Source organism: Ensifer sp. Root558, from assembly GCF_001427045.1.
In the GTDB taxonomy this organism is placed as follows: Bacteria; Pseudomonadota; Alphaproteobacteria; order Rhizobiales; family Rhizobiaceae; genus Ensifer; species Ensifer adhaerens.
Genome location: NZ_LMGC01000015.1, coordinates 86,082 through 108,330, shown reverse-complemented (window position 1 = coordinate 108,330; position 22,249 = coordinate 86,082). Strand labels below are relative to the sequence as shown.

Annotated in this window: 24 protein-coding genes; 21 read left to right on the top strand and 3 right to left on the bottom strand. The window is 56.8% G+C overall.

Annotated features, from left to right (window positions below):
* Positions 1 to 96: 96 nt before the first annotated feature.
* On the bottom strand, positions 97 to 2,706 hold the full coding sequence (locus tag ASD63_RS18250; RefSeq protein ID WP_060529644.1) for an AAA-like domain-containing protein: 2,610 nt from the start codon (positions 2,704 to 2,706) through the stop codon (positions 97 to 99).
* Positions 2,703 to 4,247, bottom strand: a complete 1,545-nt coding sequence (locus ASD63_RS18245) for an alpha/beta hydrolase (protein ID WP_162253352.1) — start codon at positions 4,245 to 4,247, stop codon at positions 2,703 to 2,705. Before ASD63_RS18245 ends, ASD63_RS18250 begins: the two co-directional genes overlap by 4 nt.
* A 781-nt stretch (positions 4,248 to 5,028) precedes the next feature.
* On the opposite strand from ASD63_RS18245, the gene ASD63_RS18240 reads away from it, so the two are divergent.
* The 17 genes from ASD63_RS18240 to ASD63_RS18160 all read left to right on the top strand — a co-directional run bounded on the left by ASD63_RS18240 (position 5,029) and on the right by ASD63_RS18160 (position 17,525).
* Positions 5,029 to 5,487: an MgtC/SapB family protein gene (locus tag ASD63_RS18240; protein WP_060529642.1), complete on the top strand. Its 459-nt coding sequence runs from the start codon at positions 5,029 to 5,031 to the stop codon at positions 5,485 to 5,487.
* 216 nt (positions 5,488 to 5,703) lie between these two features.
* Positions 5,704 to 6,090: a response regulator gene (locus tag ASD63_RS18235; RefSeq protein WP_060529641.1), complete on the top strand. Its 387-nt coding sequence runs from the start codon at positions 5,704 to 5,706 to the stop codon at positions 6,088 to 6,090.
* Positions 6,091 to 6,319: 229 nt separating this feature from the next.
* Positions 6,320 to 6,499: a hypothetical protein gene (locus ASD63_RS18230; protein ID WP_034803253.1), complete on the top strand. Its 180-nt coding sequence runs from the start codon at positions 6,320 to 6,322 to the stop codon at positions 6,497 to 6,499.
* On the top strand, positions 6,496 to 7,296 hold the full coding sequence (gene xth, locus ASD63_RS18225) for an exodeoxyribonuclease III (protein ID WP_034803255.1): 801 nt from the start codon (positions 6,496 to 6,498) through the stop codon (positions 7,294 to 7,296). The genes ASD63_RS18230 and xth overlap by 4 nt, the downstream gene beginning before the upstream one ends.
* Positions 7,293 to 7,535 (top strand): hypothetical protein, encoded by a 243-nt coding sequence (locus ASD63_RS18220; protein ID WP_034803258.1) that lies wholly within the window; start codon positions 7,293 to 7,295, stop codon positions 7,533 to 7,535. The genes xth and ASD63_RS18220 overlap by 4 nt, the downstream gene beginning before the upstream one ends.
* 39 nt (positions 7,536 to 7,574) lie before the next feature.
* Complete coding sequence (locus tag ASD63_RS18215) at positions 7,575 to 8,825, top strand: cation:proton antiporter (RefSeq protein WP_034803260.1); 1,251 nt, start codon at positions 7,575 to 7,577, stop codon at positions 8,823 to 8,825.
* A gap of 171 nt (positions 8,826 to 8,996) precedes the next feature.
* Positions 8,997 to 9,371, top strand: coding sequence for a hypothetical protein (locus ASD63_RS34335; protein WP_162253351.1), 375 nt, complete (start codon positions 8,997 to 8,999; stop codon positions 9,369 to 9,371).
* Positions 9,372 to 9,544: 173 nt separating this feature from the next.
* The gene (locus ASD63_RS18205) at positions 9,545 to 10,681 is read left to right on the top strand and encodes an ABC transporter substrate-binding protein (RefSeq protein WP_234798894.1); all 1,137 of its coding nucleotides are present in this window, start codon (positions 9,545 to 9,547) and stop codon (positions 10,679 to 10,681) included.
* Between the two features lie 28 nt (positions 10,682 to 10,709).
* A complete protein-coding gene (locus ASD63_RS18200) occupies positions 10,710 to 11,687 on the top strand; it encodes a YVTN family beta-propeller repeat protein (protein WP_034803295.1) in 978 nt (325 codons plus the stop codon).
* 35 nt (positions 11,688 to 11,722) lie between these two features.
* Entirely contained in the window at positions 11,723 to 12,205 is a 483-nt protein-coding gene (locus tag ASD63_RS18195) for a hypothetical protein (RefSeq protein ID WP_034803298.1), read from the top strand.
* Between the two features lie 43 nt (positions 12,206 to 12,248).
* Positions 12,249 to 13,037, top strand: coding sequence for an ATP-binding cassette domain-containing protein (locus ASD63_RS18190; RefSeq protein WP_082572920.1), 789 nt, complete (start codon positions 12,249 to 12,251; stop codon positions 13,035 to 13,037).
* Positions 13,034 to 13,906, top strand: a complete 873-nt coding sequence (locus ASD63_RS18185) for an ABC transporter permease (RefSeq protein ID WP_034803263.1) — start codon at positions 13,034 to 13,036, stop codon at positions 13,904 to 13,906. The genes ASD63_RS18190 and ASD63_RS18185 overlap by 4 nt, the downstream gene beginning before the upstream one ends.
* The gene (locus ASD63_RS18180) at positions 13,903 to 14,532 is read left to right on the top strand and encodes a hypothetical protein (RefSeq protein WP_244497259.1); all 630 of its coding nucleotides are present in this window, start codon (positions 13,903 to 13,905) and stop codon (positions 14,530 to 14,532) included. The genes ASD63_RS18185 and ASD63_RS18180 overlap by 4 nt, the downstream gene beginning before the upstream one ends.
* A 127-nt stretch (positions 14,533 to 14,659) precedes the next feature.
* A complete protein-coding gene (locus tag ASD63_RS18175; protein WP_034803266.1) occupies positions 14,660 to 14,869 on the top strand; it encodes a hypothetical protein in 210 nt (69 codons plus the stop codon).
* Positions 14,870 to 14,999: 130 nt separating this feature from the next.
* Positions 15,000 to 15,992 carry an ABC transporter substrate-binding protein gene (locus ASD63_RS18170; protein ID WP_060529640.1) on the top strand — a complete coding sequence of 331 codons (993 nt, stop codon included), beginning with the start codon at positions 15,000 to 15,002 and terminating at the stop codon, positions 15,990 to 15,992.
* Positions 15,971 to 16,816: an ABC transporter permease gene (locus ASD63_RS18165; RefSeq protein ID WP_244497258.1), complete on the top strand. Its 846-nt coding sequence runs from the start codon at positions 15,971 to 15,973 to the stop codon at positions 16,814 to 16,816. The genes ASD63_RS18170 and ASD63_RS18165 overlap by 22 nt, the downstream gene beginning before the upstream one ends.
* Positions 16,785 to 17,525: an ATP-binding cassette domain-containing protein gene (locus ASD63_RS18160; protein ID WP_060529638.1), complete on the top strand. Its 741-nt coding sequence runs from the start codon at positions 16,785 to 16,787 to the stop codon at positions 17,523 to 17,525. Before ASD63_RS18165 ends, ASD63_RS18160 begins: the two co-directional genes overlap by 32 nt.
* A gap of 71 nt (positions 17,526 to 17,596) precedes the next feature.
* Here ASD63_RS18160 and ASD63_RS18155 read toward each other — a convergent pair whose 3' ends face one another.
* Positions 17,597 to 17,884: a hypothetical protein gene (locus ASD63_RS18155; protein WP_113081158.1), complete on the bottom strand. Its 288-nt coding sequence runs from the start codon at positions 17,882 to 17,884 to the stop codon at positions 17,597 to 17,599.
* Positions 17,885 to 18,371: 487 nt separating this feature from the next.
* Between ASD63_RS18155 and ASD63_RS18150 the strand changes: the two genes are divergently transcribed.
* From ASD63_RS18150 to ASD63_RS36210, 4 genes are all read left to right on the top strand, one after another.
* On the top strand, positions 18,372 to 20,276 hold the full coding sequence (locus ASD63_RS18150; RefSeq protein WP_082572919.1) for a methanol/ethanol family PQQ-dependent dehydrogenase: 1,905 nt from the start codon (positions 18,372 to 18,374) through the stop codon (positions 20,274 to 20,276).
* A 159-nt stretch (positions 20,277 to 20,435) separates the two neighbouring features.
* Positions 20,436 to 20,960, top strand: coding sequence for a c-type cytochrome, methanol metabolism-related (locus ASD63_RS18145; RefSeq protein ID WP_034803310.1), 525 nt, complete (start codon positions 20,436 to 20,438; stop codon positions 20,958 to 20,960).
* Between the two features lies 1 nt (position 20,961).
* On the top strand, positions 20,962 to 21,834 hold the full coding sequence (locus ASD63_RS18140; protein ID WP_060529635.1) for a quinoprotein dehydrogenase-associated putative ABC transporter substrate-binding protein: 873 nt from the start codon (positions 20,962 to 20,964) through the stop codon (positions 21,832 to 21,834).
* Between the two features lie 137 nt (positions 21,835 to 21,971).
* A partial coding sequence (locus tag ASD63_RS36210; RefSeq protein ID WP_244497260.1) for an alcohol dehydrogenase catalytic domain-containing protein occupies positions 21,972 to 22,249 on the top strand: 278 nt, incomplete at its 3' end.

Below are 22,249 nucleotides of genomic sequence, written 5' to 3'. Positions count from 1 at the left end.
CAATAATCTGCTCTTCCGTAAATCTCTGCTTCTTCATTCGTCCGTCCTCTATGGGCCGGACTTTAATCCATTCTGGAGGGAATTCTCAGTGGCAGGTCAGCTCCGATCAAATGGAGACTTGCGGCTGGGGGCGCCGGATAACTCTAAATATCCTGCAGCGAGTCCGTCGGACACCTTTTTATACTTCGCCTTGTACCGAAGTCCGGTCCTAGTATCGACGACCTCAATAACGTCGTTTCTACGAAATTTTGCAACGGCGGGAGAATGAAACCCTATCTCGTTCGATGCTGCCTGACGCAAGCTATCAACCAATTCTGGTTGCCTTATGGCATAAATATCGTTTGAAACGTCACGAGCAGAAACCAACTTCAATATCTCACGCGCGGCTCGGCGGGCTCTTTCATAGTTATCTTCAAGTCTATGGATCACCATTTCATTGTAAACGAAGAATGCGAACACCGTGGAGCTTGCGGAAGCCAGGATCTCTTCGTTTCGACGAACGAAGGCGGTAATCTCCTTTGCTAAAACCAAATCGCCATTTTTGGCGAGTTCGCCGACATGGTTTGCTAATAGCACGGTGTCATTCGCCGACAGGAACTCCGCGGCCGCCGGATCAGTGACTAAAACCCAATACGTTTTGAACGCTTCGTGACGCTCATCTTCCGCCGAATTCCTTAGCCAGATTGTGGCCGCATTCAGTTTTTGCTTGAGGAGGGCTTCACGGCAGATGGTGTGTTCAGTCAGCGCATGCTTCAACAGTGTGCGGACATGTCTCAAATCTGTTTTTAGATCGGCTTCGGTAGCTAGAGTCACGAGCGTCTCAAAGGCGTTGGTTGCGGTTCGTTCGCAAGCAGTTTTTAAGAGCTGGTGGAAGGTGTCCGACTCCACGGTCTCAAGGGCGACGGCCAAAAGTTCAGCCATATCATTTTGATCGAAGCCAAGTGTGCCCCGAGCCTTGTTGTAGGGGACATTGTCGCGAATGATGATATCTGCGACTTCCTTCAAGATAGCGATACGCTCTTGGATGCCTTCTGCTACATTCAGGCGGGCCGACGCATAGGCCGGCTTCATCGCGCGCGAAGCGGAGAAACTCGCGCTCTCGAATGCCTTTTTTGCCCACCCCTGTTTGTTTTGGGCTGCGTAGACTTGTCCCAAATTATAATGTGCAGCCGAAATTACCTCGGCCTTCTCCGTATCTGACAAGCTCGTTTCGCCAGGCGCTTCGGAAAGCACCTCCTCGTTGATCGAAATAATTTTGTCTGAGAAATCCTTGATGGATGTTTTAAGAAATGCCGTCCCCAATGCGTGACGCGCCCGCAGTCTGTAAGGGCCGACCGCGCTTGAAAGTGGTTCGAACGCGGCGATTGCGCTTTCCATTTGCCCTAGGAGCATAGCCGATAGCCCAATATGATAATTTATTATCGTTCGAACTTCGTTTGACCGACTTTGCGTGCTGGCTTTCTCCAGTGCGGCAATTGCCAAGCTATAGTCACCAGTGTGGTATAGGGACATCCCGTACTGAAAAATTTCAAGTTCATCCAAAGTATCGATCGACCCTCCAGAGCTGAGATAGCGGTCAACTAGCGACACAGCTTCAGAGTACTCGCCGCTCTCATACCGTCTTCCTGCTGCCGTCAGAAGGCCTTTCTGACCAGCCTCCACCTGAGCGAGCCAGGTTTCTGAAAGTGCTGATTCAATTACGCGGTTCTTGATTTTTGGAGCTTCGTTGGCTGAAGCGGTGGTAATTCCTGCAAGATAAAGCTTGCTCCGAGAACGATCATCGAGCGTTTCCCCCTTGCCGTAGAGTAGGGCAACAAGTGCCGCTCGGACATCCGCATCATTTTCCGCGAGTGCCCGAATATGATCCAATGGTGCACGATCGTAGCGAGTGAGGTAGAGCTTTTGTACGATGGCATCGACGGTGCTTGCATCGATATCATTTGATGCTGCGATTTCATCCTCGAGCGCGGCATAAATGTCCCATGTCATCCGTGGGTTGCCGCTAGTCCAGCCAAAAACAGCGTCGCTAACATCTAAAGGCAGGTCGATTCCTGCTTTGCTGAGGAGAGACACGGCCTCAGTGCGGTTAAAGTCGTTTAGATAAATCTTCTCGCCGATGTTAAACGGGGAGATATTTTTATCTTTAATGAGATCCGTTGGTTCAGCCACACCTGAGAGAACATAAGTCAAACGCTCGTACACGGGAAAGTTAGCTCGAGCGAAATACATGCTGCGAACTTGGGATAAGATGCGATCTGAGTATGGTTGGCCTACGAGAGAGTCAATTTCATCTAGAATGATGACTACCCGTTCTTTGTCTGTGGCACTCAAAATCCGACGCAAGTGACGGTCGTACTCCAGGCTTGGGTCCAACGCGCCCTCGTTACGCTCGTTTTGAATTAATTCTTGAACCCCGGTAATAGAGGAAGATTCCAGAAGGCTATCGATAAGATGACGGAAGAGTCCGCGCGCGTCGCTGAACCCGATTGAAAGATCGATGTACACAGCGAGCTCACCGAGAGTCTCTCGGCGACGCTTCATGCGTAGCAACAGGTTCGTCTTTCCCATCTGCCTTGCGACAAGAATGTAACCAGGGCGGCCCATATCATCGATGACATTTGCGAGTTGCCGATCGGCATCACGGTCAACGTAAAGGCTATCAGGAATGATAGTTCGAGAGCGGAGTACTTTTTGGTAATCGTTCACAGGACCAGTTCCTTTGACACTCGTGAGCAGAGGTCTTCTATCGTTCCGCCGTTCGATGTTCCGTTTCTCCAATGTCTAAACATCATTTTCACAAAGCGCGGTGAACCGCCCGAGGCAGTTGAGATGCGTTGCTGTTCTTCAGGGGTTAGGTTCGGTCTAATCGCGGGCGTGAGCAGGTGCACCAACCGAGCGATGTCTATTTGGGTCCAGCTCTCAACAGGGAGAAACTGGAGCTTCTCGCGCGCCTTGCTATCCAATATTCCAATAGTGCTTGAGAGCGGTTTTCTTGATGAGAATATGAAACGTACCTGGCCATTGAGATGCTCGTCAGCGTCGATATGTTCCAAGAACTGGGCTATCAAATTCGCCGATGCTGCGAGGTTCTCCTCCTCAATTGGCATCTCTTCGATGATCTTTGCCACGATCTTGTCCGAACGCGCAGCTATGAGTGCTTTTTTCACGGAAACGATTTGTTCAGCGAACGTTGAGTCCTTTGAAATCGGGGCGTGGTCGGCGATGGCTGCTATTTCCGACGAAACGGCGCCAACTAAGGCTTGAGCGCTGTGAATTTCGTGGCCGGAGAGATTTATGTGAAACAGTTTCCAACCGCTTGCATAGACAGCCCTTCGCGCGGCAGCCGATTTCCCGATCCCAGATTCCCCGCTTAACCAGACGTGTCCGCTTGTCAGAACGTTCGACAGCACGTTGTCAAACGAGCGCACGAGATAGTAGGAGTCCTCCTTCGGCGTGTACACATCGAACAACGGATCCGCTGGGCGCTCGACTGAGGGTACCGTTAGGATCGGCGGTGTCGGCTCACTCGCGGTATCTTCTAGCAGAAAGCGCTTAACCGTCTTGTAACGAATGTCGTCGATGTCATCTGGCGCTACAATTGACCGGTGGTCAGCATTAATCAAAACAGCCTTATTGTCCCGACCCAGGTAGGGTGCAGCGCTCTCATTCGGCACCACCCGGTCGCTCCCGCCCAGAATATACTTAACCTGTATGGCTTCTTCGATTTTCATTTGCTCCCAATCGATATTGATGGCAGCAAGGCCCTGCGCATCCCTGCAAAGCTGTTTGAGCTGGCGGTGAGCAAATGATACGACGGAACCGACGTTGGCTAACTGCGAACCGGTGCTGGGGGATGCGACTAAGGCGATCTTTTTAATGTTTTTCAGGTGACCGCGACGAAGGGCGCTGATTATCATGTGGCGCGCAATTAATCCTCCGAGGCTGTGCGCTACAATGAGAATATTCTCCTTCGTACGATGACGTTCCTCCAAGAATGTCCTGAAACCATCCGCTAGGTCACGAAGACCGGGCAGCTGGGGAGTAAACGGCCAGCGTATCAGCCTGGTGGGATACGTGTAGTAGTCCACTTCGATATGGGCGAAGTCGGAGTCGGCGGCTATGCATTTGGACATAGCACGCCACGTAGTGGCCGCTGATCCTGCAAGACCATGTACAAAAACCACCACCGTGCTGCGTTCTTTGGTTTTGTCCTGCTGAGCGGCGCTGGAATGAGAAGGGGATGTCAAATCGATATGCCTTTAGGCTCTGTACTCTAGGTAGGTCTCGATAATTGTCCACACTATTTTAGAAATTTTTGCTAGAGCTCCGGCACGCAATCCCCAACCCATTGCTACAGATAGGGAGAGTTTTTCGCAATCGATGCTGTGTTCAGATCAAAAAGAAGTTGTTCGTATCTATCTCAGTAATTCTGTAAAGACTACAATGTAAATCTTCCGAAAATTCGGGATTTTTCTAATCTAGGTGCAGTCGTTTATTTTCTCGCGACTGCCCCACCGGGCGCGACTCATTGCTACAGCCTCGGATTAAATCTCATTCGCTACTCGAGGCGTTCGCAGTCGGGGGCTGGTAACGCAAAAAATCAGACTCCTCCACCTGAATTACACCTTCAAAGGCGACTGGGCCGTTTGTCGTATAAGTCAGTTCACCGCCTTCCGTGAGGGAAGGTGGGTCAGAACGTTTTCCGCGATCGATGTTATTCGTATCCGAGCCGTGCCGGGTTCGGAGACTGCTGCCCGCGATGATCGGCGGCTCCGGCGCCCAGGTCTAGTGAATGCACCGATCGAGAAGGTCACCATCGCCACGTAGCGACCTGTCTGTGGTTCCATGCGGGATACGGGCAACAGAGCTCTAAATACCCTTGTTGCGAGTATGTTCACGTTCTGATCTGAAATGATCGCATAATGTATCGACTGGAAGTCTGGCTTCGCCTACGTTGCCAGGGCCACCCGCTTGATGTGCTGGTCTGCGCTTCTATGTGCTGTCGACAACAACGAGGGAGGATGGAATTTGATCGATCAGCTTGCCGCACTAGGAGTAACATTCGATGTCATTCCACATCTTGGCGCGCTCGTGGGCGCATATTTACTGTCGCTTCCTATCGGATGGGACCGGGAAAAGGGCGAAAGAAGCGCGGGGTTGCGCACATTCCCACTCGTCGCCATAGCGAGTTGCGGATTTATACAGGCCACCGAACGCTTGACGACGGGAAGCCCGGAAGCCACAGCCCGGATCGTCGAAGGGCTGATCACTGGCATGGGGTTCATCGGAGGCGGAGCTATCCTCGTTGTCAAAGCAAGCGTGCGTGGAACTGCGACAGCAGCGAGCCTTTGGGCGACAGGCGCGATCGGCACCTCCGTGGGTCTCGGCGCTTACGACGTAGCACTCGTGCTCTCAGTCATGACTTTCCTCACCCTTCGCCTCAATGCCAATCTCAAACCAGACGGCCCCGAGAACAAACCGGATTGAATTGCCTTCATCCGGAGCGACAACAATTATCGCTGCCCGTCTTTACTTCTTGCGACCGCATAGGGATTCTCTGGTTCTTCCGTACAAGCGCGCCGGCATCGCAAGGGCGAGCGACGATCGTTGGCATTTTATTAAGTTTGTTGGCAAAGAGTCCAATTCACGGGCGCCCTTTCCTCGTGGGAGCACGGTGAGAGCCAACGAGCTTCGGAGGCGAGAATGTATCAGCGCACCGTCCTAGTGGTAGACGATGAGCCGTTGATCCGGATGACATTGGCGGACTTCCTCGCAGACGAAGGATTTGCAGTGCTAGAGGCGTCGAATGTCCTGGAGGCTGTCGCGGTGCTGGGTCGGCATCGGATCGACGCGCTGATCACCGACGTGGACATGCCCGGCGCATTGAACGGCTTTGATCTGGTGAAACTGGTTCACAGCTACACGGCGGGTGTCGCCGTGATCGTCACTTCGGGTGGCCATACCGCGGCTGAAATCGACGGACATCGCGTCTCCTTTCTGGCGAAGCCCTACCGGATGGATGCCATTCTGGAGGAACTGGAGAAGCTGATGCCACCATTCCTGCATTCAGCGACGGCCGTGAGCGGCTGACGAGCGTTTGCCAAGGCCTTGAAAGCGGGAAGCGATTGCAAGCTCTAGCCAGCGCTCACTCTTCTTTCGGAGCGGGGCTGGAAAGGTCGAGAGGTAGTTGAGAGCGAGGCCGGGGATACACAGGCCTGAACGCGTCGAGATGAACCCGAGTTTGCCGTTACACCCAACGCGGTCGGGCTGTAACTTTTCCTCTTTCCGTGCGTTTCCATCGACAACCAGGGAGGCACGCATGTCAAAGAGAGAACTGATCGATACCGGAACCGACAAGCGCTACGTCCGGCGGGACGAAGACGGCAAGTTCAAAGAATCAGTGGATGTGAGTCGATCCTTGTCCGCTGACAAACGCCAAAAGGCGAAACACGACGCAAAACCCGGGGAGGGCGACAAGGGCGATCATAAGTCCAAGTGAAAATCGCGACTTACAACGTCAACGGTGTCAACGGCCGCCTGGAAGTGCTGTTGAGTTGGCTTGAACGGGCCTCGCCTGACGTCGTGTGTTTACAGGAGTTGAAGGCCCCTGACGCCAAATTCCCCGCCAAAGCTATTGAGGCGGCAGGCTACGGTGCCATCTGGCACGGTCAGAAAGGTTGGAACGGGGTAGCAATCCTCGAAAAAGGTCGCGAACCGCTACTTATCCGTAGGGGACTTGCCGGAGACCCCGACGATTTGCATAGCCGCTACGTCGAAGCGGCTATCGACGGCATGGTGATTGGCTGTCTCTACTTGCCGAACGGCAATCCCTACCCAGGGCCAAAATTCGACTACAAGCTCGCCTGGTTCAAGCGCTTGGCGGAGTATGCTGACGAACTGCTCGCCCTGAAAGTCCCCGTCGTTCTTGCCGGCGACTACAACGTCATGCCTACCGAACTGGATGTCTACAAGCCCGAGCGATGGGTGGATGACGCGTTGTTCCGGGTAGAGGTTCGCGATGCATACCGGGAACTCGTCGAACAGGGGTGGACTGACGCACTTCGCCACCTGAATCCGGGGAAGCGGGTTTATACGTTCTGGGACTATTTCCGGAATGCATACGGCCGGGATGCAGGCTTGAGGATTGACCATTTCCTTCTCAGTCCCGGGGTTGCCGAAAGGCTCGTCAAGGCGGGCGTCGATAAGGACGTCCGAGGCTGGGAACACACCAGCGACCATGCCCCGGTTTGGATCGAACTCGCAGATGACATGCCGAAAAGAAGGAGGAGAAAATGACCAACCATACGCACTCCAGGGAATGGAAGGATGACCTCAGGCTGAAGCTGGAAGAACTTATTGATACGTTCGTAGTCGAAGGTGTCCGACAGGAAGACATCTTCGACGCCATCCGCGATCAGCTCCCAGGCCTCCGTGACGCGCTCGCGCGTGATCCCGATCCGGCTGAAGACAGTTCTGGCGGTATCCTCGACGAGCCGTCAAACGACTGGCCAAGTGCCATTTCAGGGAAAGATTGAGGCTATCGCGTCTTCGGGTTCCAGCAGAAAGCAGGATGAATGGACGCCTACATCGTTACGCTGACGGTCCTCGGCTTCGTTGTCCTCCTGACGGCGTGGTTGCCGATGGCGTTCCGGCGTCTTCCTCTCTCGCTCCCGATAGCCTGTCTCGCCATCGGCACGCTGTTGGCCTTGTCTCCCTTTCCCCTGCTGCCGCGCTTCAATCCTCTGGAAAATCGGGAGTTCACCGAACGGATGACCGAGATTGTCGTCATCGTCGCGTTGATGGGGGCGGGGCTGAAACTTGACCGTCCCTTCGGTTGGCAGCGCTGGGGGACAACCTGGCGTCTTCTAGGTTTAGCGATGCCTCTGACCATTGCCGCACTCGCTTTCCTCGGGTTTTGGATACTGGGTCTCGGCCTTGCGTCGGCGCTCCTGTTTGGAGCCTCGCTCGCGCCGACAGATCCCGTGCTCGCCAGCGACGTCCAGGTCGGACCGCCGCGGTCAGGAGAGGAGGACGAGGTTCGTTTCGCCCTGACGTCGGAGGCGGGCCTGAACGACGGGCTTGCATTTCCGTTCGTTCACCTTGCCGTTGCCATTGCACTGGCAGCGAAGGAGGGGACTGACGTCCTTGCACACTGGGCCGCGCTCGACGTCGCATGGCGGCTCGGTGCGGGCACCGCTTTAGGTTGGGGGCTGGGCAAACTGTTTGGAGTCCTTTCGTTTCGAATGCGTGGCGGCGGACTTGCGAAAACGCAGGACGGGTTTGTCGCTCTTGGCATGACGTTCGTTACTTACGGGCTTACCCAGCTCGTCGGCGGATACGGCTTTGTCGCCGTGTTTCTCGCGGCCGTGGCGTTCCGGGCGAGCGAGCGGGACAACGACTTCCACGAGCAGCTTCACGATTTCGCCGAACAAATTGAACGGTTGCTGATGATGGTACTTTTGGTATGCCTTGGATCGGTCGCCGTTAGCGGCCAGCTCTTGGCTGCCGTCGACTGGCGCGTAGGCGTCGTTGCGGTGCTCGCGCTCCTGTTGGTCCGACCTCTTATCGGCTGGCTGTGCCTGGTCGGGTCGGGGCATTCGCCAGGAGAAACCGCGGTGATCGCAGTCTTTGGGATCAGAGGCCTCGGATCGATCTACTACCTTGCCTACGCAACGGGACAGGCGGAGTTCGATGGATTCGAGACAATCTGGGCTACGGTAGTACTGATCGTGCTGGCTTCAATCGTGGTCCACGGCATAACCGTAACTCCGACGATGCGCTGGATCGACAGAAGAGGGCCTTCGTCCAGTGGGGAGCCGTCATGATGACGCCATGGGACACTTGCGCTATCGTCCGCCCTCGTCGGGCTCGCTGTCCTGTTAGCCGCCATCGCAATTTCACTGGACGCCGAAGCTTCGGCGTGGCCGCATCGGATCGCTTTGAAGTCGACTTCATCCGACAACCCGAACTCAACCGTCCAGTATGTCGAAAGCGTCGTGAGCTCGCGCGATGCAAACCGCAAGGCAGAACGTCCTCGTCATCTGGTGATCTTCTTTCACGGTATCGGAGCAAGAGGCACGCAGATGGGCGGTCTGGGCGGTTCCTGGAAGTCCACTCTACCCAACACGGTTTTCGCATACCCTGACGCGCCGTTTCCCACCAGATCGGGTGGTCGGCAATGGTTTGCCGTCGATAACGACGTCATGCGGCCGGAGCGTATCGCGGCGGCCCGGCGGGCATTCGATGACCTCGTTTCCGAGATCGTTGAAAGGCAAGGCTTCGAGAACGACTTGAAGAACGTCGCATTCGTCGCCGTTTCCCAAGGCGCGCCCGGCTTCTGGTTGAAATCGAGGATATCTCGGCTAAGCTAGTGGTGGCACCGATGTGATACGCAGATCCGACTAGCGTTGGAGATGTTGTATTGTATTGACTAGTGGGAAATGCGGTGCCACACGCCCCTACACTGTTTGCCGCGGCTTTTCTTGCCGCTTCAAGCCACTCCGGTGCTGTTGCGCAGGAGGCTTCTCCCGCGCCACCTGACAAGGTGGCGCAAGCCCAACCGATTTCGGAGATCAAGCTAGGCTACCTTCGCGCCTATGCCCCCCAGTTGGCACTTTCAGTGCTGGACGTGCCGCCGCGTGACGAAGGAGTCGCGGGGGCCAAAGTGGCCATCGGCGATAACAACACGACCGGTCGCTTCCTCGGGCAAGAGTTCAAGCTCGAAGTGTCCGAGGTGAACCCGAATGCCGATGTCGTGCCTGCCTTCAATGACATGATATCGCGGGGCACTCTCTACATTCTCGCGGATCTCTCTGCTGCCCAGCTTCTGTCGATAGCCGATCTCGCTCGCGATAACGGCGTGCTGCTCTTCAACGTCGGTGCCACGGATGACCGTCTGCGCGAAGAAGGTTGCCGGGCAAACATCTTCCACACCGCCCCAACGCGCACCATGCTCGCCGACGGGCTGGCGCAATATCTGATTTGGAAACAATGGCGTCGCTGGGTGCTGGTTTACGGTTCTCATGAGCCCGACAAACAGTTTGCAAACGCGCTCCGCCGCGCCGCCACGCGCTTTGGCGGCGAGATTGTTGCGGAAAAGGAGTTTCCCGACACGGGTACAGCGCGCCGGACGGATACGGGTGTGGTCCAGATCCAACGACAGATGCCTGTCTTCACGCAGGGATTCCCTGATCACGACGTGCTGCTCGTGGCCGACGAAACCGAGGTCTTCGGGACCTATGTGCCGTTTCGAACCTGGATGCCGCGACCAGTGGCCGGGACCGCCGGTCTGATGCCCTCCGCGTGGCACCCGGCAAGCGAGCAGTGGGGCGGCACGCAGATACAAAACCGTTTCGCTAAGGCCAGTGGTCGACGGATGTTGTCGAAAGACATGGCCGCTTGGACGGCAACCAGGATCATCGGGGAGGCTGCCACGCGCACGCACAGCGCTGATCCCGAACTGCTTGCAGCCTTCATCCGTGCGGAGGATTTCTCGATCGCTGCGTTCAGGGGGCAGAAGCTGACCTTCCGGAAATGGAACTGGCAGTTGCGTCAGCCCATCTTCCTGGGCGACGGCCGTGCGGTCGTGTCGACGTCGCCCCAGGAAGGATTCCTGCATCAGTTCTCCGAACTCGACACGCTCGGGATCGATCAGCCCGAAACGCGATGTGTGCTGGAATAGGTTGGAACAGGAAATGGGAGAGGACGAGATGCTACGACGACTGAGGTTTCTTTCGGCCGGACTTGTTGTGGCTGCAAGTATCGGATCGCCTGCGTCCGCTTACATGGTTTATGTCTCAAACGAGAAGGACAACACAGTTTCGGTGGTCGACTCCACGACAATGGAGGTGGTGGGCACGATCGATGTCGGCCAGCGGCCGCGCGGCATCACGATTTCGCACGATGGCAAGTTTGTATACCTGTGCGCGAGCGACGACGACACCATCGAGATCATCGATACAACCACGCTCGAAATCGTTGGGTCGCTGCCGTCAGGACCAGACCCCGAATTGTTCGTCCTCTCTCCTGACGGAAAGACGCTTTATGTCGCCAATGAAGATGACAATCTTGTCACCGTCATCGACATTGAGAGTGGAGATGTGCGGGCTGAGGTGCCGGTTGGCGTCGAACCCGAAGGAATGGGTATCAGCCCGGACGGGAAGTCGATGGTCAATACCTCCGAAACGACCAACATGGCACACTTCATCGATACCGAAACCAACGAGATAACGCACAACGTTCTCGTAGATGCGCGACCTCGGTTCGCGGAGTTCAAGCCGGACAACTCAGAGGTCTGGGTGAGTGCCGAAATCGGTGGCACTGTCTCAGTTATCGACAATGCGCGCCGCGAGGTAAAGCACAAGATTACCTTTGAGATTGCGGGCCTCCGAGCAGAAGCGATCCAGCCGGTCGGAGTACGCATCACGGCCGACGGCACGAAGGCCTATGTGGCGCTGGGCCCGGCCAATCGCGTGGCTGTGGTCAATGCCAAGACTTACGAGGTCGAGAAATACGTGCTCGTCGGCCAGCGGGTCTGGCAACTCGCCTTCACGCCCGATCAAAAGACGATCATCAGCACCAACGGTGTTTCCAATGACATCACCTTCATCGACGTCGCTACCGATGAAGCAATTCAGTCTGTGACCGTCGGGGCGCTGCCCTGGGGTGTGGTCGTCAGCCCGAATTGATGTTCCAACAACAGTTGCCTACCGAGGAGGAGCACATGCAGAAATATCGAAATTTCGCGCACGCAGCGGTTCTCGGAACCACCGTCCTGTCAGCGGCGCCTTGTGCTGGGCAAGATGCAGGTGATCACGAGCCAGTGCCGCAACCGACCTCATTCTCCAAGCAGGTAACGCGGGCGAGCAAGGATGTCCCCGAACTGGTGTTTGGATCGGGCTCTGACAGCTTCGCCGTCAATCAGAAGGATTTCGAGCTGATCGCCGGACAGGGGTATCGTTGGAAAATTACCTCAGCGGCGGGCTTGGAATACAAATTTGTAACGGACCTTTTCCGCAACGTCTGGATGAACCAGATCGTCATCAACGATCTCGAGGTTCACATGAACGGTGCTCCTGCATGGCTGGAGTTCGACGCGGAGGGCACAATGCAGGTCCAATTCACCACCATTCGGCCGGGAAGCTATGCGTGGTCCGTTCCTGATCTCGCCGATAAGGGCATGAAGGGAACGATCACCATCAAATAGGCTGGCTTGCGGACTATCCGTGCTGTTCGCGGTGGAGGACGCCATGCAGGATGCGAAAGCGAATGATGGAATGAGCCTGCCTGCCGCACTTGAGGTGTCGGCGGTAGGTCATTGCTTCGGAAACAAGCAGGTTCTGTCTGACATTTCCTTTTCCATTGCGCCTGGCCACTTCACCGTCCTGCTCGGCCTCAACGGGGCCGGCAAGACCACGCTGTTTTCGTTGATCAGCCACCTTTACAACTCGCGCCAAGGAACGATCCACATTTTCGGCACCGACATCAGCCGGGCCCCGGGAGAGGCATTGCGCCGCCTCGGCATCGTGTTTCAGGCGCGGACATTGGACCTCGACCTCAGCGTCTATCAGAACCTTTCTTACCATGCCTCTTTGCACGGCATCGGTCATGCTGAGGCGCTGGAACGGATCAGGACATTGCTTGCTGGGGTCAATATGATCGACCGGCTCTACGATAAGGCGCGCAGCCTTTCCGGCGGACAAATGCGGCGCATCGAAATTGCCCGGGCCCTGTTGCATCGCCCACCACTGCTGCTGCTCGACGAGGCGACCGTGGGGCTGGACATACAGTCGCGTGCGGAGATCCTTGCCACGATCCGCGATCTAGTGGTCACCGATGGCATCAGCGTTTTCTGGGCAACCCACCTGATCGACGAGGTCGAGAGTAACGATCATGTGGTCGTCCTCGACAAGGGCAGGGTGCTGGCGCAGGGCAGGGTCTCAGATGTGGTGCGTTCGGTTGCTTCGGATAACATTCAGCAGGCGTTCGCATCCTTGACGGGGTTGGTGTCTGGTTTACCTGAAGGTGCCTGCCTATGACCCAGCAGACGGTTCAACGCGCTGTTCCAACCGAGTTGGCCTCGGCACGCCGGTTCAATATTTCTCAGTATGCCATTTGCTTGAAAGGCATCCTTTATCGAGAGGGCCTCCGTTTTCTTAACCAGCGTGAGCGCTTCATATCGTCGCTCGTCCGTCCGCTCCTATGGCTGTTCGTTTTCGCCGCTGGTTTCCGTCAGGTCCTGGGCGTCTCGATCATTCCGCCTTACAAGACCTACGTGCTCTACGAGGTCTATATCACTCCAGGCCTGTGCGGCATGATCCTCTTGTTCAGCGGTATGCAGTCCTCACTTTCGATGGTCTATGATCGGGAGATGGGAAACATGCGTACGCTGTTGGTCAGTCCATTCCCACGCTGGTTCCTGCTCGTTTCCAAGCTGCTCGCCGGTGTGACGGTATCGATTATGCAGGTCTACGCCTTTCTGGTCATTGCCTTGTTCTGGGGCGTCAAGCCACCGTGGGCCGGCTATCTTCTGATCCTTCCCGCATTGTTCCTCTCGGGGATGATGCTGTGCTCGCTCGGGATGCTTTTGTCGTCAATGATTAAGCAATTGGAGAATTTCGCGGGCATCATGAATTTCGTGATCTTTCCAATGTATTTTGCCTCTCCCGCGCTCTATCCGCTCTGGCGCATCCAGGAATCCAGTCCCCTTCTCCACAAAATCTGCCTTGCAAATCCGTTTACCTATGCGGTCGAACTGATCCGCTTTGCTCTCTACGGACAGATTGCCTGGGGAGCACTGATGATCGTGATTGCGTTCACCGCACTGTTCCTGGGCGGTGCGATCCTCGCCTACAATCCATCAAACGGCTTGCTCCGGCGCCGGCAGATTCCAGGAGGAAATGCATGATGCGGTGGCCGTCGCTGATATTCCTGTCCGTCGTGCTCGCTGCTAACCTTGCATGGCCGGCCTTGGCAGCCCAAGGCGACGACCCAGACTGGCCATGCATTCAGCGCAAGGTTCCGCAACTTTCGCTCGTCCAGGTGTGGAATGGCGCGGAACTGCGGCCGGCGACCGTCGAGTGGTCCAAAGATGCCACCATTTCAGCTTTGGTCGTGGAACTGTCGGCCCGCCGCGTGCCACTGCAAGAGGCCCAACAAAAGATCAGGGGTTACGCGCAAGGCCTGCCGGTGGGCGAAAGGGAGCAGCGCCTGACCATGCTCGTTCGGGGGCTCTTCGATCATATGAACCAGGAGCGCTCAGAGGTTATTTCCGGCATTGCACGCTACGCCCGCGGCCAGAGGGACATGGCTGCACGCCTACGCCTGGAGGCTTCCGCCGTGGATGCGTTGCGGGTCAAACCGGGTGCTGACCTGAACGAGCTTGCACTGCGCAATGATCGGCTAGTGCTCCAGACGCGCATTTTTCAGGAGCGCGCGCAATCGTTGAGCTTTGTCTGCGAAGTACCGACACTGATTGAGCAACGCTTGTATGCTCTTACCAAGACGATTGCGCAAACTCTGGGAGCCAGATGAGCCCAGCGGTAGAATAATTGACGCCCGTCTGCCGCACGCGTATTCTTCTTGTCGGCTTTCCCCGGTTGTGCCAGGCACGTCAGTCACCCTTGCTTCTGTGCGCGTTCGCGCGAGGAAAGGTGCGGAATTGAACCTCGTCGATCTCGTCCTGACCGTGTGCGTGCTGGCCAACCCCGCCAATTGCCGTACGGAACACCTGTATTTCGAGAGCCGCGGCTCATTAGTCCAGTGCATGGCGTTGGCGCCGGCTGAGATCGCGAAATGGTCCGAGGGCCATCCGGCGCTGAAGGTCGTGCGATGGACGTGTTTGTTTCCCGGCAAGGATCAGGAGATTTGACGTCGCTACAGCGCGGCGCCTGAAATGTGACGTGTAAATGACGCTGTAAGGTTCTAGATTTGTTGCATCATGTTCTCCCGGAATCGGACCGGATTTGAGGTGCAGTGGCGAAACCTTGGGAGGTGGTAACATGAAGATGTCGCGGCGCGCGATTTGCCTGACGGTTTTGCTGGCTGCTGCAAATCCTCTCGCCTTGCCTGTCTTGGCAAACCCATCCGTAGCAAAGATTCGGGTCGGTGTTCTGAAGTTCGGAACGGTGAACTGGGAGCTAGACACCATCAAGCATAATAAATTCGATGCGGCCAACGGCATCGACGTGGAAGTCGTCTATTTTGCTGGCGAGGACGCCACAAACGTGGCTATTCTGGCAGGCAACCTCGACATCATCGTTTCCGACTGGCTGTGGGTGTCGCGCCAGCGTTCGTTGGGCGAGGATCTGACGCTTGCACCTTACTCGACCGCAGTTGGCGCCATCATGGTCAAAGAGGACGCACCAATTCGAGGCATTCCCGACCTCGTCGGGAAGAAAATTGGCGTGGTCGGCGGTTCGCTCGATAAGAGTTGGCTTCTGATCCAGGGTCTCGCCCGGCGTGACAACGGTATTGATTTGACCAAAGATAGCGAGATTGTCTTTGGCGCGCCGCCTCTGTTGTCAGAAAAGGCTGTTTCGGGTGAACTCGATGCGGTCCTGAATTTCTGGCATTTCTGCGCACGGCTCGAGGCAAGCGGCTTCCGGCGCCTCATTGGTGCCGAGGACGCAACCGAGGCGCTCGGGGCATCGGGGCCCGTCTCGGCGCTAGGTTACGTTTTTCACGACAAATGGGCTAACGAAAATCCGGACGTGGCAATGAGCTTTGTCAAGGCAAGTGCGGCGGCCAAGAAACTTCTCGCTCAATCCGACGCCGAATGGCAGCGCTTGGCACCTCTGGTGCGAGCTGAGGGCAGGGAACTTGAGGTGCTGCGGGAGCGCTATCGCGAAGGCATTCCAAACCGGCCTGTCGCCGACGAGGAACGTGATGCCGCCAAGCTTTACGAAATCCTTGCAGACATGGGCGGGGAGAAACTCGTCGGTGAGGCGCGGCAGATGGCTCCGGGAACGTTTTGGGCTGCATTGAAGACATGACAGCGGAATTCGGATCGGAAAAAAGCGGACCTGCAAGCCGGCACACGCGCGCTCTTTCTCGCGGGATTGGCGCCGCGTTGCCGGCGGCGACGGCCTTGGCGTCACTGTTCGGACTATGTTTGCTCTGGGGTCTGGCAGCTGGGATCTGGCCGAGCCGTGCTTTTCCGCCGCCGATCGAGGTCTGGCGGGTACTTCTCAAGGAGGCATTGAGCGGTGAGCTTGGCTATCATCTGGCGATGACGCTCTGGCGGGTCGCGGCTGCTTATCTTGTTGCCATGGTCGTGGGATCGGTGATCGGCGTCATCCTCGGCAAGTATCGGCGGGCGGATTCCTTCTTCAATCCGTGGCTTGTGCTCTTTCTCAATCTTCCGGCCCTGGTCGTTATCGTTCTCGCATACATCTGGTTCGGCCTGACGGAGGCGGCCGCGATCGGCGCCGTTGCGATCAATAAGATACCCAATGTCATCGTCACCATGCGCGAGGGGGCGATTGCACTCGATCCGCGTTATGCGGAGATGGCAACCGTCTACCGGCTGGGGCCGGTTGACCACGTCCGCCATATTCTGATGCCGCAGTTGCAGCCCTATTTCGCGGCCGCCTCGCGTTCCGGCATCGCTCTGATCTGGAAAATCGTACTCGTCGTTGAACTGCTCGGCCGTTCAAACGGCGTCGGCTTCCAGATCTATCTCTACTTCCAGATATTCGATGTTGCCGCCATCCTTGCATACACCCTGGCCTTCGTGGCTATCATGCTGCTGATCGAACTCATTTTGGTGCAGCCACTTGAACGACATGCAACCCGCTGGCGTCGCCGCCCCGCTTAAAGTCGATATTAGCGATAAAACGTTCCGATCGGCTGAGGGCGTTTCGATCGTCGCATTGCGCGGACTTTCCTTCCAGGTGCGGCAGGGTGAGTTTGCATGTCTGCTCGGGCCGTCGGGCTGCGGCAAGACCACGACGTTGCGCATCCTACTGGGTCTCGACCGGCAATTCTCGGGCAGCTATCAATTACCCGAAGGCGGCTCCAACCGCGTCGCTGCTGTCTTTCAGGAGCCGGTGCTTCTCCCCTGGCGGACGGTGGAGCAAAACGTTCGTCTTGCCCTGCCTGCTCGCGTCAGGGACAGGGACCTGGATCCGCTGTTCGATATTCTAGGGCTCTCCCCGATGCGGTCACTCTATCCTTCGGAACTTTCGCTTGGCCTTGCGCGTCGCGCCGCCCTTGCACGAGCCTTCGCCACGGAGCCCGCTATCCTTTTGCTGGATGAGCCCTTCACTTCGCTCGACGAACGAACCGCCGAAAGATTGCGCCATCTTTTGATGACTGTGTGGGCAGCCAGACCCACCACCGCCTTGATGGTGACCCACAATCTGCGCGAGGCCCTTCTGCTTGCGGATCGCATCATCGTGTTGTCACCACGCCCGGCGCAAGTGCTGGGCATCTTCGACGTGGTGCTCTCACGCCCTTTGCGTGACGCGCCGGCGCTCGACAATCTCATTTCGGATTTTCACAAGACGTTTCCAGACGCGGTATGAACGCTCCATACCACGCAACCATCTCCTCTGATTGCGAGGGGCAATCGACGGGCGGCTCTTGTTTTCGAAGATCAGAAGCACCGCACCTCTGCTTCGGCCTGAGCGCGGCTCAGTTCGGCGATGGCGGATTTCGCCGGCGCGCTCTGTCGAAACAAAGCCCCTCTTTCGCCTGTCTGAAAACCGAGGCTTCTGAACGTCTCAGCTGCCTCATAGCGCTCGTAGGGCAGGATCGAGGCTATAACGTCGATGGAGCAAGAGCAGTTCTCGAGCGCTGTTCGTGTCTCTCCGTTGGCTTTCATGCAGCCGTACACATAGTCGACGACCGCGACCGTCGGATACCCGCCCGCTGCCGACGCCATCGCAGCAGAGGTGATCACGGCGACGAAGGCGATCACGTCTAGGTTACCAGTGGCCATAAAATCTCCGGTCGGCGTTGATACATTGGCCGGGAGCCAACTTAATCAGGTAGAAGCATTGTAGTACTACAGTAATCAGTCGATACAGACAAATGTAGTAACTCGATGTATCAGTAAATAATATGCTGCGCAGCAGCATTCTTCCTTGTTGCAACGCACGCGGTCCGTTGCATTTAATCTTGCGTTAGTAGGTCTGATCGCCTATTCTTCCGTTAGTTTCCGGCTTCAAGCCTGGTCTCTTGGGAGCGGGGTCTCGTTGGTCAAGAGGATGGGCAATAACGGTGCCCTCTGCCCATCCAAATGAACCCGTGACGCTGAAGCAAGCACATATCCCACGACTAACATGACACAGCTTGGGCTGGCCCTATATGGTCTCCCGGGGAGCGTAACAATGTACCTCGGGTCCATGTCGACATCGGGAGGAATCCGCATGCGCATACTCGGAAAATTCCTATGTTTGCCGCTGACCGCCGCTGGAGTTCTGTCAGCGACCCTTGTCGGAAATGCCTTCGCCAATGAGGAATTGACGGCCCTTTCGGCCGACGCGAAGAACTGGGCGATGCCGACGGGCGATTATGCCAATCATCGCTATTCCAAACTCAATAATATCACCAAGGACAATGTGAAGGATCTCCAGGTTAAATGGACCTTCTCGACGGGCGTGCTGCGTGGTCATGAGGGCGGACCGCTGGTGATCGGCGACGTCATGTACGTCCACACGCCGTTTCCCAATAACGTCTATGCCCTTGATCTCAACAACGACGGCAAGATCCTTTGGAAATACGAGCCAAGGCAGGATCCGAACGTCATCGGCATCATGTGCTGCGACACTGTTAATCGTGGCGTCGCCTATGGGGATGGAAAGATAATCCTGAACCAGGCGGACACGACCGTCGTTGCCCTCGACGCCAAGACCGGTAAGGTCGTCTGGTCTGTTAAGAACGGCGAACACATCGATGGCAGCAAGGCCGAGTCCAGCACGGGCGCTCCGATGGTCGTCAAGGACAAGGTGCTGATTGGTATATCGGGTGCGGAGTATGGCGTGCGCGGTTGGATGGCGGCCTACAATCTGAAAGACGGGAAACTTGCCTGGAAGGCCTATTCGACTGGTCCCGACACCGAAATGCTCGTCGATCCGGAAAAGACCACCCATCTTGGCAAACCCATCGGACCCGACTCCGGTATAAAAACCTGGGAAGGCGAGGAGTGGAAGACGGGCGGCGGCACCACATGGGGGTGGTACTCCTATGACCCGAAACTCAACTTGATATATTATGGCACAGCTAATCCTGGGAGCTGGAACCCTGTGCAGCGCCCGGGTGACAATCGCTGGTCAATGACCCTGATGGCGCGCGACGTGGATACGGGTATGGCCAAGTGGTTCTACCAAATGACCCCGCACGACGAGTGGGACTATGACGGCGTCAACGAGAACATTCTCGTCGACGCGATGCAAATCAATGGTCAGCCGCGCGACGTGCTCGTGCATTTCGACCGCAACGGCTTTGCCTACACCCTCGACCGGGCGACGGGAGAGCTTCTGGTTGCCAAGAAATATGATCCGACGGTCAACTGGGCGACGGAAGTCGTCATGGATCCGGCGAGCGACCAGTATGGCCGGCCGCAGGTCGTGGCGAAATACTCCACCGAACAGAATGGTGAGGACGTGAATTCGACGGGTGTATGCCCTGCAGCACTCGGCACCAAGGATCAGCAGCCGGCTGCCTATTCACCGAAGACCGGCTTGTTCTATGTGCCGACAAACCACGTCTGCATGGATTATGAGCCCTACAAGGTCAGCTACACGGCCGGTCAAGCTTATGTCGGCGCGACTGTTTCGATGTATCCGACCCCAGAAAGTCACGGCGGCATGGGAAACTTCATTGCCTGGGATGCTGCAAAAGGCGAAATCGTCTGGTCGAAGCCCGAGAAGTTCTCCGTTTGGTCCGGTGCTCTTGTGACCGACGGCGACGTAGTCTTCTATGGAACCTTGGAAGGCTACATCGTGGCAGTCAATATGGAAGGCAAGGAACTCTACCGGTTCAAGACGCCATCCGGCATTATCGGCAACATCAACACGTATGAACATGGCGGCAAGCAGTATATCGCCGTGCTGTCTGGCGTTGGTGGTTGGGCCGGTATTGGACTGGCTGGCGGGCTGCTTTCGCCCGAAAACGCCGCCGCGTGGCACGGTGCGGTCGACCAGGGTCGCCAGCAGGGTGATGAAGCCCAAGTTGTCGGAACCGCGGGTCTGGGCGCAGTCGGTGGTTATGCCGGCCTGGCGGAGTACACGACGCTTGGGGGACAGCTGACCGTCTTCGGTCTTCCAGACTGATGGCCTGTTCAAGAATGATGGGGCTGCGTTTTCGGCGTAGCCCCACCAGTTTTCGACCACCGGAATTCCGCCGTCGTAGTCCGCATCCTTCGTCCATGTAAATCCGGAGGGGCCCTTTGGAGCGTCGCGCTCCAGGTTTCCAAAGCGTGGGGTTTATTGATGGCTTTTCGTATTTCAGTTCTAGCGCTTGGCGCCGTGTTCCACCTCTTAATCCCCGGAAATACCCCCGCGGCAGACGACATCGAAAAAGCCGCAGCTGTCAAAGAAGAAGACGGGAAACACTTAGATGCTGAGGGAAACCCGACGTTCAAGTTTGAAAACGACGGGACGGTCGACTGGTATACGTTCAGCGGATACCGTCGCTATCACTCGGACTGTCATGTCTGCCACGGCCCCGACGGCGTCGGCTCGAGTTATGCCCCTGCCTTGGCCACCACCATGAAGAACCTGGATTATCCTAATTTCCTCGCAATCGTTGCGGAGGGGCGCAAGAGCGTCGTCGGCGGCAAAGAGGTCGTCATGCCGGGCTTCGGCAACAATAAGAATGTCTATTGCTACCTCGACGACATCTACGTTTATCTGCGCGCCCGCGCCGTTGGCGCCGCGCCGCGAGGGCGTCCGCCCAAGAAGGCGGACAAACCCGAAGGGGCGAAGGCCTACGAAGCTTCCTGCATGGGTGGATGACATGGCAACCGGCGCCCGTCGAACCTGCAGGGTGGCTCTCATCTCAATGGCCATGGCCACGTTCATAACGTTGATCCCTTGGCAGGTGCATTCCCAGAGCGCTGGGCTCGGGGCGGCTGGAGAGCTGGTTGATCCGGATAGGCTGCGGGTCTGCGCCGACCCGTCCAATCTGCCCTTCTCCGACCAGAGCGGCGAGGGGTTCGAGGATAAGCTTGCCAAGATGGTCGCAACCGCGACAGGACGAAGTGCAGTCGCTTATACTTGGTACCCCTCCATCCCTGGCTTTGTACGCAATACACTCGGCGCCAATCACTGCGACATCATCATGGGGTATGCGCAAGGAGACGAACTCGTCCAGAATACCAACGCTTATTATCGCTCATCCTACGTTTTGATCTACAGGAAGGATGGCGATCTTACCGGCGTGGAAACGCTGACGGATCCGAAGCTTGCTGACAAGAGGATTGGCGTCGTCCAGGGAACGCCCCCCACCGCCAACATGGCGGTAGAAAAACTAATGCGGAAGGCGAAGATCTATCCGCTCATTGTCGACACGCGCATAATGCCGTCGATGGCGGAAGTCATGATACGGGACATGCTTGCAGGCGTGATAGACGCCGCGGCGGTCTGGGGACCCATGGCGGGCTATTATGCCCGCAAGTCCGGAGCCGATTTGGCGATCGTGCCGCTGACTAAGGAGAAGGGCGGTCAACGCATGATCTATCGGATCACGATGGGTGTGCGGCCTTCCGACCAGCAATGGAAACGCACGCTCAACGCCTTCATCAGAGACAACCAGGCGGAAATCAACAAGCTGCTGCTGTCCTATGATGTGCCGTTGCTCGACGAACACGACAAGAGGATCACCCAGTGACGGCTCGGGGTGGCGGGAGACGTGGGAACCGGTGGTGATCCGCACACCTGACGACTACCCGTGATACCGAAGTGCGCTGCGGTTTGTCAGGGTTCGCCCTGACGCACCAGCCTGTGAAGTCAAGGGAGGATGGAGACATGGATGTACGCGCCGCCGTTGCCGTTCAGACAGGCAAGCCGCTCGAGGTCATGACGGTTCAGCTCGAAGGCCCGCGGGCCGGCGAAGTGTTGATCGAGGTCAAGGCCACAGGCATCTGCCACACCGACGATTTCACCCTGTCCGGCGCCGATCCGGAAGGCCTGTTCCCGGCGATCCTCGGCCATGAAGGCGCCGGCATCGTCGTCGACGTCGGCCCGGGCGTGACCTCGGTCAAGAAGGGCGACCACGTCATCCCGCTCTACACGCCCGAGTGCCG

Coding starts and splice junctions, on each gene's coding strand:
- ASD63_RS18185 (WP_034803263.1), top strand. CDS start 13,034: ATGACCCAGCAGACGGTTCAACGCGCTGTTCCAACCGAGTTGGCCTCG.
- ASD63_RS18160 (WP_060529638.1), top strand. CDS start 16,785: ATGCAACCCGCTGGCGTCGCCGCCCCGCTTAAAGTCGATATTAGCGAT.
- ASD63_RS18170 (WP_060529640.1), top strand. CDS start 15,000: ATGAAGATGTCGCGGCGCGCGATTTGCCTGACGGTTTTGCTGGCTGCT.
- ASD63_RS18190 (WP_082572920.1), top strand. CDS start 12,249: ATGCAGGATGCGAAAGCGAATGATGGAATGAGCCTGCCTGCCGCACTT.
- ASD63_RS18145 (WP_034803310.1), top strand. CDS start 20,436: ATGGCTTTTCGTATTTCAGTTCTAGCGCTTGGCGCCGTGTTCCACCTC.
- ASD63_RS18150 (WP_082572919.1), top strand. CDS start 18,372: ATGCGCATACTCGGAAAATTCCTATGTTTGCCGCTGACCGCCGCTGGA.
- ASD63_RS18215 (WP_034803260.1), top strand. CDS start 7,575: ATGGACGCCTACATCGTTACGCTGACGGTCCTCGGCTTCGTTGTCCTC.
- ASD63_RS18220 (WP_034803258.1), top strand. CDS start 7,293: ATGACCAACCATACGCACTCCAGGGAATGGAAGGATGACCTCAGGCTG.
- ASD63_RS18200 (WP_034803295.1), top strand. CDS start 10,710: ATGCTACGACGACTGAGGTTTCTTTCGGCCGGACTTGTTGTGGCTGCA.
- ASD63_RS18140 (WP_060529635.1), top strand. CDS start 20,962: ATGGCAACCGGCGCCCGTCGAACCTGCAGGGTGGCTCTCATCTCAATG.
- ASD63_RS18230 (WP_034803253.1), top strand. CDS start 6,320: ATGTCAAAGAGAGAACTGATCGATACCGGAACCGACAAGCGCTACGTC.
- ASD63_RS18180 (WP_244497259.1), top strand. CDS start 13,903: ATGATGCGGTGGCCGTCGCTGATATTCCTGTCCGTCGTGCTCGCTGCT.
- ASD63_RS18195 (WP_034803298.1), top strand. CDS start 11,723: ATGCAGAAATATCGAAATTTCGCGCACGCAGCGGTTCTCGGAACCACC.
- ASD63_RS18155 (WP_113081158.1), bottom strand. CDS start 17,884: ATGGCGTCGGCAGCGGGCGGGTATCCGACGGTCGCGGTCGTCGACTAT.
- ASD63_RS18235 (WP_060529641.1), top strand. CDS start 5,704: ATGTATCAGCGCACCGTCCTAGTGGTAGACGATGAGCCGTTGATCCGG.